Origin of the sequence: Nocardia brasiliensis (assembly GCF_042691675.1) — a bacterium.
Lineage (GTDB): Bacteria > Actinomycetota > Actinomycetes > Mycobacteriales > Mycobacteriaceae > Nocardia > Nocardia brasiliensis_D.
The window spans coordinates 4,023,494-4,035,062 of sequence record NZ_CP170507.1; the positions used below are offsets into that span (position 1 = coordinate 4,023,494).

Consider the following 11,569-nt stretch of genomic DNA (forward strand, 5'->3'; position numbering starts at 1 on the left):
ACGTAAGTGTGCACTTTCATAAGGTGTTGTGCAAGGGCAGGCGACGGGTTCCGAGCGCCGCCAGATCAGGCGCGCCACCCCGCTACCCTGGCGGCATGCCGATAATGGGGGCGTGAAGAGCGATGACGCACCGACGGGTGGCGAAGGTCCAAGCCTCGGTGCGGCCCAGCGTGCGCATTGGCAAACCACCTACGACGCTCATCCGGGCATGTACGGCGAGCAGCCGTCGGCGCCCGCGATCCAGGCCGCTGCGCTCTTCCGGGCGACCGGGGTCCAGGACGTGCTCGAACTGGGGGCAGGCCACGGCCGGGATGCCCTGCACTTCGCTCGGTGCGGATTCACCGTCCACGCAACCGATTTCAGTAGCGCGGGCCTGCGACAGCTGCGGGAACGGGCCGACGCCGAAGGCTTACCCGGCGTCACCACCGGGATCGTCGATGTCCGAGACCGGCTGCCGCTGTCCGACGAATCCGTCGACGCGGTGTACGCCCACATGCTGCTGTGCATGGCGCTGTCCACCGAGGAGATCTTCGCTCTGGTCGGCGAGATCCGTCGGGTACTGCGCCAGGGCGGCACCTTGTTCTACACCGTGCGGCACATCGGCGACGCACACTACGGCTCCGGAATCGACTGCGGCGACGACATTTTCGAACACGGTGGCTTCGCGGTGCACTTCTTTTCCCGGCGCCTGGTCGACCAGCTCGCAAACGGCTGGAACCTGCGGCAGGTGGATGATTTCGAAGAAGGCGAGCTCCCGCGACGGCTGTGGAGCGTCGTCCAAACACGCCGCTGATCCGGCCCGAATGGATCGGACCGGATCAGCGGTGACGGGTTCGCGGACAGTCGTTACTTGATGAGTCCGCCGTGGTACATCTGATCCTTTCCGCGCTGCGTGGCAGCAGACTTCGTCGTCGCGCGACTGGGCGGGTCAGCGCTGAAGGCGTAGGTCGCGACCGAGTAGGCGATCGCACCGGTGTTCACGGCCAACGCCCGGTCACTGATGTTGGCGATCGTGTCGCAGGGCGAGTGGTAGCAGGGGTCGTAGGCCTTGCCTGCCTCGCCGCCGAACATCTGCTGCTCCTCCGGCGTCTTGATGCCCTCCGCGCCGGTGAACAGGCCGCCGGCCGGGATGCCGACCGCGATGAACGGGCCGTAGTCCGAGCGGCCGTCGAACGGTGTCGGAACGTGTGGGATGCGCAGCATGTCGAAGTAGCGTGCGAAGTTCTTCTCGATCTCCGCCGAGCCCTCCGGCCCGCCCTCGCTGCCGTCATAGATCTTGAACGCGTAGTTCGGTGACCCGATCATGTCGAAGTTGAGGTAGAGCCTGAGCTTGTTGCGATCCGCCTCGGGCAGGTTCGCCACGTAGTGCTCCGAGCCGAGCAAGCCGAGTTCCTCGGCGCCCCACCAGGCGAACCGGACCTTGTTCTGCGGCTGGAACGCGGCCATCCGCAGCGCCACCTCGAGGAGTCCCGCGCTGCCGGAACCGTTGTCATTGATACCGGGGCCACTGACCACGGAGTCGAGGTGCGCCCCCGCCATCACGACCTTGTCCGCGTTGCCACGCTTGGTCTCGGCCAGCACGTTGTGGGTGGTACGCGTCGTGCTCTCGGTGTCGGTCTTCAGCCGGACGACCGTGTTCGCCGGGGAGGCGAGGTCCTCGCCGACGGCGAAGCTGGTGCCGACCACCGGCACGGTGACGCCGGGCCCGCCGAGCGTCCCGGTGAAGGTGTCGGTGCGACCGGGCTGTCCCTCATTGAAGATGATCACGCCGGAGGCCCCTGCGGCCTGGGCGTTTCGGGCCTTGTCGGCGAAGGGGCAGGTACCGCGCTGGATCAGGGCGATGTTGCCGGATTTGAAGCCCGCGAAGTCCTGGGCCTCACAGCCGGAAGTCGAGGACGGTTCCGGCGAGGGTGGCAGGACGAGATCGACGCCCTGGACCGTCGCCGTCGGATTGCCCGAGCCCGAATAAGTCAACGTGGCGAAGTCGCCGAGCTGACTGCCACCGGGCGGGGTCGGCCGGTACGTCTTGGGCTCGGGGGAGATTTGCTCCATGGCCGCCGTCGACCGCTCCTGGAAGAACGGAAAATCGAACTTCTGCAGCGTCACTTGGTAGCCCGCGCGGCGCAGCTTTTCGGCCACGTAGTCGCGCGAGGCGTCATAACCTGGCGTGCCCGCGGCGCGGTTGCCGCCGTTGGCGTTGGCGATGTTCTGGAATGCCTCCAGGTGCCGTTTGATGTTGGGTGCCTGGACCGACTCGGCCAGTTGTCGCTCGGGTGGTGCGCCAGGGTCGGCGTAGGCCGCCCCTGCCAGCCCGAGCGATAAAACAAGGGGCACAGCGGCGGTGGCGGCGATAACACGGCCGGTTCTGACGCGGCGGAAGATACGGGGCATGTCGGCTCCTCCAAAGGACGGAAAACTCCCGATCGTCGGAGGTTAAGCCGGTATATCGCATTGGGGAAACCCCAGTTGAACTACTGGGGAAGCGAATTCGCTACTGTCAGCCAACGAAATTCGGCTTAATCAACGCACCGTCCGGTGTCCACGGCGTCATCGGATTCGTAGGCACGCTCGATGCGCGGGAGAATCTCGGGCAGGCTCGCGGCGAATCCGACGCCGCTGCCACCTCGGTCGATTCCGAACACCAAGCCGAGCGCTCGGCCCTGCGTATCGACGACCGGACCGCCCGAATTGCCCTCGTGGATCGAGCCGTTCAAGGTGTAGGTCGAGCGTTCGCTGGTCGAGCCGTGATAGATATCGGGAACCTGGCGCACGATGTGGTTCTCGACGCGTGCGGCGGCGGCCGTGTACAGCCCGCCGCTGGGATAGCCGAGGACGATCGCATCGGCTCCGGACGCGGCGGGTTCCGGCGCGACGGTGACCGCCGGAGCCGTGAGGCCGGGTACGGTGAGCACCGCTAGATCGAGGCTCGGGTCGAAGTGCACCACAATGGCTTTCATCGGACCACTGGGCGTATCGACCGATGTGCCCGTGGTGCCCGCGACAACATGGGCGTTCGTCAGCACCAGTTCGGGTGCGATGACGAAGCCGGTACCGAACTGCTGCCGTTTGCAGGCGGGAGCCGAACCCCGGATCCGCAACACACTCTTCTGGAGGTCGGTCGGGATGCGGCTGTCCAGAATGCCGGGATCCGGCGGCGCCAGCGGAAGGACCAGGCCCGCATCGACGAGCGGGGTGGCGAGCTTGCTCGGCAGTCCCGCCAACCAGTACGGCGCGACATCGTCCACCGTCCGCACGACCACCGAATCCCGCACTGCCGCCGCCAGCCCCGGTGACATGGTCAACGGCACCGCGAACATCCACACCGCGAGCGGCACCGCGACCGCGTGCACGCAGGAACCGCCCACGGCGTCCACCCGTTGGGCTGCCGCACCGCGCACCGCTCTGCGCGCTATACGCCCAAGCCGCTGACCGGCGGTTTCGCCGATCGCCACCAATCCGACGATGAGCAGTACAACGATCAGCAATCGGGTACGGCCGGGCGCGAGCTGAGCCAGCGTCACCGCGGCGATGCCCGCGCCGAGCGCGGCGCCCGCGACGATACCCAGAAAGCCGAGCACCGCGGTGATCGCACCACGACGCCAGCCGATATACGCGGCCCCCGCGGTCGCCGAAAGCGCGATGAGGTCGAGCCAGTTCGGCAAGGTCACGACTCCAATGTACTGAGGATGTCGGAGACGGCGACTGTCCGGTATGACTGGGCGATGTGGCCGGTGACGGCTCAGTGTTCCCGAGGGCCGTAGGTGTTGAGGAACAGCACCGGTCCTGCGCCGAATCCGGCCGCGGTGTCGAGGTGCAGTAGGGCGGCCAACGCCTTGGCGGTGTACACCGTTTCGAGTCGGAGCCCGTCCTGGGCTGCGAGGGACTCGGCTTCGCGAGCGGCGGGCGTCGGGTGGCCGTAGCCGGGGCCGAGCCAGTCCGTTGTGCTGGTCACCTCGTCCGGACGCAGGCCCGTCGGCTCGAATCGCGCACCCCGCGAACGCAGCAGCCGTTCGGCCCGCTGGGCCAGGCGGACGATGTGCGGGGCGTCGAGGGGGAGTGCGTCGTTGACGACGACACCGACGACGCGCGTCTTCAGCCCGGCCAGCCGCAGGCCCAGCGCCAAACCCGCTGCGGTGCCACCGGACCCGACGGCCGTGACGAGGTGGCTCGGTTCCGGCATCGCCCCCGCGGCGATCTGGTCGGCCAGCTCGAGCGCGCCTTCGACGTAGCCGAGCGCGCCGATCGGCGACGACCCGCCCACCGGCAGGAAGTACGGTCGAGTGCGGCCCCGCAGGTGCCGCAGGTACAGCCAGGGAGCGGCCAGGATGGTGCGCCGTGTGGTGTGCGTGAAATGCAGTGTCGCGCCGGACTTCTCCAGTCGTTTCAGCTGCGCGCGGACGTGGTCGTCCATCGGTTGGTCCAGCAGGGCGAGCACGGTCTCGATGCCTTGGTCGCGGCCGTACAGCGCGGTGGCGAGTCCCCAATTGGTGCCGGTGCCGCCGACGGTGAGAATGGTCCGGGCGCCGCGCCGATGTGCTTCGGGCAGTAGCCATTCCAGCTTGCGGACCTTGTTGCCACCCCAGCCGCCGTTGCCATAGCCGCTGTCGTCCTTGCACCACAGCGGAACTCCGGTGCCGACGTCGAGCGGTCGGATCGGCGTGGGTGCGGTGCCGAGTCGGACGTATGGCACGGTGTCGGCGAGGTCAGGAAAACGCTGGTGCAGCAATGAGTCCGACATGTCAGCTTCCCGTGGGAGGTCTGGTGATCGCCTCGGGGATGCCGAGCAGCGCGGCTTGCACCTCGTGCAGCCGGTCCACATCCCCTCGGATGCCTGCGACATTATCGTTGTAGAGGAATGCCTCGCCGAGGCGGACCAGTGCGTAGGCGAGCAGATCCGGCTCGACCGGTGGCCGGTAGCCGTCCTCGCGTTCGGCGCGGGCGATGAGCTCGCGCACCGTGGCCACCACCAGCGGCTGTACCGGGCCGTCGCTGGCGGTGAGAATCCGCAGTCCGGCCAGCGGCTCGTTCTCGAAGTAGCGCCGGAACGGCACGTTATCGGTCATCCAGCGGTTGACCCGGTAGAGCACGTCGAGGATGCGCCGAGCGCCGGTGGAGCGTCGCCGGGCGTCGGCGCGGGTGAGCAGCGCCGCGAACTCGCCGGCCAGCACCGTGCCGAGGACGCCCTCGCGCGAGCCGAACCAGCGATAGACCGAGGCGCGGCTGAGTCCGAGCTCCGCGGCGATCGCCTGGATATCCACCCGCTCACCGGCCAGGAAGGCGCGGCGTGCCAGGCCGATGACCTCTTCCCTGGTCGCGGACGCCGGTCGTCCGGGCGGGCGGGTGGTCCGCTGGCTGGGGGTGGTCATCGGAAAATGGTACATCCTTCGTGTATGTACCGAATCAGAACCAGCTGTCCCGCATCTCCAGCGTAGTGGTGTCGAGCCGGGCGAGCAGGTCCAATGCCGGTGCCGTCTTGGGCAATTCGAACCGGTAGAAGTATCGCGCCGCGTGCCGCTTACCGTCGTAGAAGTCTCCGGACCGATCGGCGGTGGCCAGTAGTTGCTCGAGCCAGATCCAGGCCAGGACGATGTGGCCGAACGCCTCGAGATAGACCGAACTGTTCGCCAGTGCGGCCTCGAAGTCGCCAGCGGCGAACAAGCCCGCGGTCACCTCTACCAGTCGCTGCCAGGCCGAATCCAGTTGTCCGGCAAGCTCGGCTGCCTCCCCACCGGCGGTGCGGGCGGCGGCCACCGTGTCCTGGATGCGGCCGCCGAGCGCGAGCAGGCTCGCCCCACCCTGCTGGGTTACCTTGCGCCCCAGCAGATCCAGGCCCTGGATGCCATGGGTGCCCTCGTGGATGGGGTTGAGGCGGTTGTCCCGGTAGTGCTGTTCGACGTTGTATTCGCGGGTGTAGCCGTAGCCGCCGAGCACCTGGATGGCGAGATTGTTGGCCTCCAGGCACCATTGCGACGGCCAGCTCTTGGCGATCGGGGTCAGGATGTCGAGTAGCAGGGTGAGCGCCCGCTTCTCGTCGGCCGAGTCGGCGGTGTGCTGTTCGTCGACCAGTCTGGCGCAGTAGAGCACCAGTGCCAGCGCGCCTTCGGCGTAGGACTTCTGCGCCAGCAGCATCCGCTTGACGTCGGCGTGCTCGATGATCGGCCGCTGCGGGGCGGACGGATCGGCGGGCAGCTTCGCGCGACCCTGGGCGCGAGTGCGGGCGTAGTCGAGGGATTCGAGGTAACCGGTGTAGCCGAGCGCCGTCGCGACCAGGCCGACGCCGATCCGCGCCTCGTTCATCATGTGGAACATGTAGCTGAGGCCGCGATGCGGCTCGCCGACCAGATAACCGACCGCACCCGCCGCGCCGCCCGGCGTCCAGCGGCCTTCGCCGAAGTTGAGCACCGTATTGACGGTGCCGCGGAAGCCCATCTTGTGATTGAGACCGGCCAGTGCGATGTCGTTGCGTTCGCCGAGCGCGCCGTCCTCGCCGACCAGGAACCTCGGCACGACGAACAGGGAGATGCCCTTGGTACCCGCCGGACCGCCGGGAATCTTCGCCAGCACCAGGTGCACGATGTTCTCGCCGAGTTCGTGATCGCCGCCGGAGATCCACATCTTCGTGCCGAACAGTCGGTAGGTGCCGTCGTCCTGCGGTTCGGCGCGGGTGACGATATCGGCCAGCGACGAACCCGCCTGCGGCTCGGACAGGCACATCGTGCCGAAGAACCGCCCGTCCAGCATCGGGCGGACGAATCGCTCGGTGAACTCCGGACCGGTATGGGCGACAAGAAGATTCGCGTTCGCCACGGTGAGAAACGAGTAGCCCGCGGTGCCGGGATTGGCCGCCTGGAACCACGCGTAGCTCGCCTGCGCTACGGTGGCGGGCAGCTGCGCCCCGCCGAGCTCGTAATCCATTGCCGCGGCGGGCAGCCCGGCCCTGGCGAAGGCCGCCAGCGCCGTACCCACCTCGGGTATGATGGTGACCCGCTCGCCGTCGAACGTCGGCTCGTTCGCATCATTGAGCTTGTTGTGCGGCGCAAAGTGTTTCGTGGCCAGTTGCTCGCTGAGCTGCAGCACGGCATCGAACGTCTCGCGCGAATGATCGGCGAACCGTTCACGTTTGGTGAGCCCCTCGACGTCCAACCACTCGTAGAGCAGGAAATCGAGATCGCGCCGGGAAAGCAGCGTAGACCGCATCAGCCGTCCTTTCGAGACATGTCCCACCCACTGTATCTTACAGCGGCACGGCGTCTCGACCTCCGACGCCGCCGCACAGAGCGTGCCCACGCCCCACAGTGGGTGTAACCGCTGTGGGACGTATCGAATCTCTGTGGTCCCCTTGGCGGGGGTAGCGAATCGGGGTGGGTCAGCTGGTGACGCGGTGGATCTGGTCGGGGTGGACGCCCCAGCCGGACAGCAACTTTCGGACCTGCTCCGGGTCCGAGGACAGCGGGGCGGGGGTGTCGACCGGGGTGCGGTCGAAGCGGGGTGCGGGGGCGGGCTGGCGGACGCCGTTCACCTCGATGAACGCGTTGCGGGCCTGGTTGTGTGGGTGTTCGTGGGCTTCCCACGGGCTCAGGACCGGGGCGACGCAGGCATCGGACCCGGCGAAGATCTCGGCCCATTCGTCGCGGGGGCGTTCCTTGAATTTGGCGCCGAGCACCTCCTTCAGCCGCGGCCAGCCGTTCTTGTCCAGCTGGAACGGCAGATCTGGATCATCGATGCCGAGGATCGTCAACATCTGGTTGTAGAACGGGATCTCGACGCAGCCGACCGCGAGGTACTGGCCGTCGGCACATTCGTAGGTGTCGTAGAAAGGAGCGCCGCCGTCGAGCATGTTCTCCCCGCGCGGGAAATTCCACAGGCCGAGGTGGTGCAGCCCGTGCATGGACGCGGTGAAAAGGGCGGAACCGTCCACCATGGCCGCGTCGACCACCTGCCCCTTGCCGGAACGTTCGCGTTCGTACAGGGCACCGAGCACGCCGAGCGCGAGCAGCAGGCCGCCACCGGCGAAGTCACCGAGCATGTTCGCGGGCGGCACCGGCGGTTCCCCGGCGCGGCCGACGAGCCCGAGCGCGCCGGAGACCGCGATGTAATCGATGTCGTGGCCCGCCGTGTGGGCCAGCGGGCCCTCCTGGCCCCAGCCGGTCATCCGGCCGTAGATCAGGCGTGGGTTGCGAGTGGCCAGGTCCGCGGGACCGATGCCCAGACGTTCGGCGACGCCGGGCCGGAACCCTTCGATCAGCACGTCGACGTGATCGGCCAGCTCGAGCAGGGTCTCCCGATCGGCGGCGTCCTTGAGATCCAGTGTGATGCTGTGCTTTCCGCGATCGAGCGGCCCCTCCGGCGAGACGATGCCCGCACCGGGTTTCCCGCCACGGTCGACGCGGAGCACTTCCGCGCCCAGATCCGCCAAGATCATCGCGCCGAACGGCCCAGGCGCGAGGCTGGCGATCTCGATGACTTTCACTCCGTGCAGTGGTCCCATGTCTCCGCTCTCTGTCACCCTCGACGACGGCATGCGGCCACGGCCGAACCCCGCCCGTCCGGATCGGTGCCCCGAGGCTAAACCCGGCGCGCGGCCCCGCCAATGACCGGCGCGCTCGAGAGATCGTGACCGCAGCGCTCACGACTCCGCCTCGCTAGCGCTCGGCTCCGTCGTGCGCTACCGGCGCGCTGTGTCTCACGATGCCCCGAGCAACTCCTCCAGCCGCGCGACGGTGACCGCGGACAGGTCGCCCATGCCGAGGTAGGTCGATATTCGCAGCAGCGCCACGGAGAGCAGGACCGCGCCGAGGATCTCGTTGAACCGCAGCTGCCGCACCGGCCAGCCGGTGGCTGCTTCGTAGCGCGCGATGGTTTCCGCGCGGCTCGGCGTGCCGGGCAGGCGCGGCTTGCCGAGGTATTCGCTGGACACCCAGTCGGTGAGGAGCAACCAGGCCAGATCGGATTCGTGGTCGCCGAGGTGGCCGACCTCCCAGTCCAGCGCGCCGAGCACCGCGTAGTCCTTGTCGTACAGCATGTTCGAGAGCCGGGAGTCGCCCCAGCAGAGCGTGATGTGCTCAGGGTCATAGCGATTGTCGCGGAGCCAGCTGAGTGCCCGTTCGATGGTGTCGGGTATCTGCGGTGCGGCCCAGTGCACGGCCCAGTCGAGATAGTTCACGGCCTGTTCGACCGGGTGTTCGCCGAATCGGTCCAGGCGCAGGAAGTCCAGGCGCAGTGCCGCCGGGTCGAGCAGGTGCAGCCGGGCCATGGTGTCGACGCATCCCCACCACATCATGGTCCGATCCTTCGGCGCCGCCTCGAGATACATGCCGGATTCGTGGTACGGCGGTACGTCGCTCGGAGTTCGCCCACCGTCGATGCGATCCATCAGCAGGTAGGGGCTGCCGAGGGTGGTGGCATCGGTGTCGATCCACCGCACCGTCGGAACCGGAATGTCGGTGGGGGCAAGACGTTTCATCAGGACGAACTGGCGCCGCAGATCGTAGTCGGGGAACAGCGGCACCTCGGGCGGCCTACGAAACACCAGGCCGAGGGGTTCGTCCGCGCCCTCGATGCCCTCGACGGTGAAAAGGTAAGTGTCGGAGGCAAAACCTTGCTCCGCCCGCTGCCACCCGGTGATGGTGGCTCGTCCGGCATTGGGCAATCGGTGCCGGATCACCCCTTCGAGCAGCGGTGGAATGTGTTCGGGGGCCGGGCGCTTGGTCCCTTCGGGCATTGCGCTCACCATCCTGTGTAGCCATAACGGGGGTAGCTGCCGACGAAGACCATCTCCAGCAGGCCGTGCCCCACCTGATCGCCCATCCGCACCGCGCACAGGGATTCACTGAGGAAGCTGACCGGCCTGATCTGCTCGAGATCGGTGGTGTCCACGGTGAATCCGTCGCTGAACGAGGTCCCGCGCCACATGCCAGAGGCGTAGCCGCGGTATTCGTCGTATCCGGCGAGGCCGGGCCAGAAGCGGCAGATCGGCTGCACCTCGATGGACGTCGTGCTGCGGTCGGCGTGGTGCACGGTGAACGTGCCGCCGGCGGCGACACGGAGATCCCGCTCGAAGCTGAGCTCGTGTTCGACATCGATGATCGGCGTCGGCGCGCGCCCGGTGGCGAGCGGGTACAGCACCTCGCCCTCGAACTGCCAGCGCTGCCCGGCGCTGGTCTCCCGCTGCGCGAAATGCACCAGCTGGTCGTCGAATTGGAAGATGCCCAGGTAGTAGAGGACGCCATCGGGCACCTCGGTGGGTTGCAGCCCCCGGCCTTCCTCCAAGGTGCCGCCGCCCGGACCGTGCCGCACGCCCCAGGAATGGTCACGGCCGAACCACCATCGGTCGGGATCGATCTCGATGCGCCTGCCGTCGATCTCGAGCCAGCCGGTGACGGTGCCGTTCTGGTAGTAGCGACGGGCGTCCTCGCGCACACGACCCCGGGAGCGGTGGAAGGCGGGGGTCTGCTCGTAGGCGGGGAATGTTCCGTGGAAGTCGAGCTCCATCCGCAAGCCGTGATCGTTGGCGCCCAATGTCGCTCGGGTGCCGAGCAGCGGTTCGGTGATCGCGTAGGTGTAGGGCCCGACCGTCCACGAGCCCAATGTGGCACGCGGCGCACCGTATTCGGTGGACAGGCGCACCACCCGCGCCTGCTTGCCGCCGATCGTGACCATCGCATAGGCGTCCATCACATTGCGATTGGGGTAGCGGGCGAGGCCGGTCATCACGCTCACCTCGCCGGAGGTGTCGAAGCCGTACATCACCACCCGCTCGGTCCAGCGCAGATCGCTCTGCGATACATGGTCGAACGTGGTCGGCAGTTGGTGACACAGCATTTCATCGTCGGGTACGAGCACGGGCCTTCCCTTCATCGAACTGCCCGCCAATAAATTGCGTTGTACATCACAACGTATTTGTTTTCGCCGATTCCGGCCCGGTACGCTGCGCGATGTGACGTCCACCGACCCCGCGAACTCTCGCTCCGCAGCAGGCCGCCCCCGTGACATCCAGATCGATCGCGCGGTCCTCGACGCCACCCGGGCGCTGCTTGCCGAGGTCGGCTACCAGGACGTCACCATCGCCGCCGTCGCCCGCCGCGCCGGGGTCGGCACCGCACCCATCTACCGCCGCTGGCCCGGCAAGGAAGCGTTGATCGAGGACGCGGTTTTCGGTTCCGAGAACCTCTGGCTCCCAGCGGAAAGCGATGACCTGCACGCCGACCTGACCGCGTGGGCCCGGCTGTTCCTCGAACGCATCGCCGAACCGGCCACTCGCGCAGCCGTTCCCGGGCTGATGTCGGCCTATCACGATGACCCGGCCCGGTATCGCGCCCTACACGACCGCGCCGACCTGCCCGCCCGCAAAGCTCTCGCCGAGCGGATCGGCCCGGCCATCCCCGAGGGTGCCGATCGTTGCGCCGCAACGGACCTGGTCTTCGAGATCCTCGTTGCGCGCACGCTGATCCGCGGCGTGACCCACGGCCTCGACGACGCCGAAACATTCTGTCGGCGGACGGCCGACGCCCTCACCGCGATAATTGACGCGTCCCGCTGATCTCGACACGCCTCGCGGAAATCGACTTCG

At 67.6% G+C, this 11,569-nt stretch carries 10 protein-coding genes; 2 read left to right on the plus strand and 8 right to left on the minus strand.

The annotated features are described in order from the left end of the window. Positions 1-112 precede the first annotated feature (112 nt). Positions 113-793: a class I SAM-dependent methyltransferase gene (locus ACFK0J_RS18575; protein ID WP_378741963.1), complete on the plus strand. Its 681-nt coding sequence runs from the start codon at positions 113-115 to the stop codon at positions 791-793. Positions 794-846: 53 nt separating this feature from the next. Here the strand turns inward: ACFK0J_RS18575 and ACFK0J_RS18580 are convergent, their stop codons facing one another. The 8 genes from ACFK0J_RS18580 to ACFK0J_RS18615 form a co-directional block, all read right to left on the minus strand. Further along, positions 847-2,391, minus strand: a complete 1,545-nt coding sequence (locus tag ACFK0J_RS18580; RefSeq protein WP_378741965.1) for a M28 family metallopeptidase — start codon at positions 2,389-2,391, stop codon at positions 847-849. Positions 2,392-2,516: 125 nt separating this feature from the next. Then, a complete protein-coding gene (locus ACFK0J_RS18585; protein ID WP_378741967.1) occupies positions 2,517-3,668 on the minus strand; it encodes a MarP family serine protease in 1,152 nt (383 codons plus the stop codon). A 71-nt stretch (positions 3,669-3,739) separates the two neighbouring features. Then, positions 3,740-4,738: a 1-aminocyclopropane-1-carboxylate deaminase/D-cysteine desulfhydrase gene (locus tag ACFK0J_RS18590; RefSeq protein WP_378741969.1), complete on the minus strand. Its 999-nt coding sequence runs from the start codon at positions 4,736-4,738 to the stop codon at positions 3,740-3,742. 1 nt (position 4,739) lies between these two features. After that, positions 4,740-5,366, minus strand: coding sequence for a QsdR family transcriptional regulator (locus ACFK0J_RS18595; RefSeq protein WP_378741971.1), 627 nt, complete (start codon positions 5,364-5,366; stop codon positions 4,740-4,742). 34 nt (positions 5,367-5,400) lie between these two features. Beyond that, the gene (locus tag ACFK0J_RS18600; protein ID WP_378741973.1) at positions 5,401-7,197 is read right to left on the minus strand and encodes an acyl-CoA dehydrogenase; all 1,797 of its coding nucleotides are present in this window, start codon (positions 7,195-7,197) and stop codon (positions 5,401-5,403) included. A 169-nt stretch (positions 7,198-7,366) separates the two neighbouring features. Then, a complete protein-coding gene (locus ACFK0J_RS18605) occupies positions 7,367-8,488 on the minus strand; it encodes a CaiB/BaiF CoA transferase family protein (RefSeq protein WP_378742897.1) in 1,122 nt (373 codons plus the stop codon). A gap of 195 nt (positions 8,489-8,683) precedes the next feature. Beyond that, positions 8,684-9,721, minus strand: a complete 1,038-nt coding sequence (locus ACFK0J_RS18610) for a phosphotransferase family protein (RefSeq protein ID WP_378741975.1) — start codon at positions 9,719-9,721, stop codon at positions 8,684-8,686. A 5-nt stretch (positions 9,722-9,726) separates the two neighbouring features. Then, complete coding sequence (locus ACFK0J_RS18615; RefSeq protein ID WP_378741978.1) at positions 9,727-10,842, minus strand: hypothetical protein; 1,116 nt, start codon at positions 10,840-10,842, stop codon at positions 9,727-9,729. A 94-nt stretch (positions 10,843-10,936) separates the two neighbouring features. Between ACFK0J_RS18615 and ACFK0J_RS18620 the strand changes: the two genes are divergently transcribed. Next, complete coding sequence (locus tag ACFK0J_RS18620; RefSeq protein WP_378741980.1) at positions 10,937-11,539, plus strand: TetR/AcrR family transcriptional regulator; 603 nt, start codon at positions 10,937-10,939, stop codon at positions 11,537-11,539. Positions 11,540-11,569: the final 30 nt, after the last annotated feature.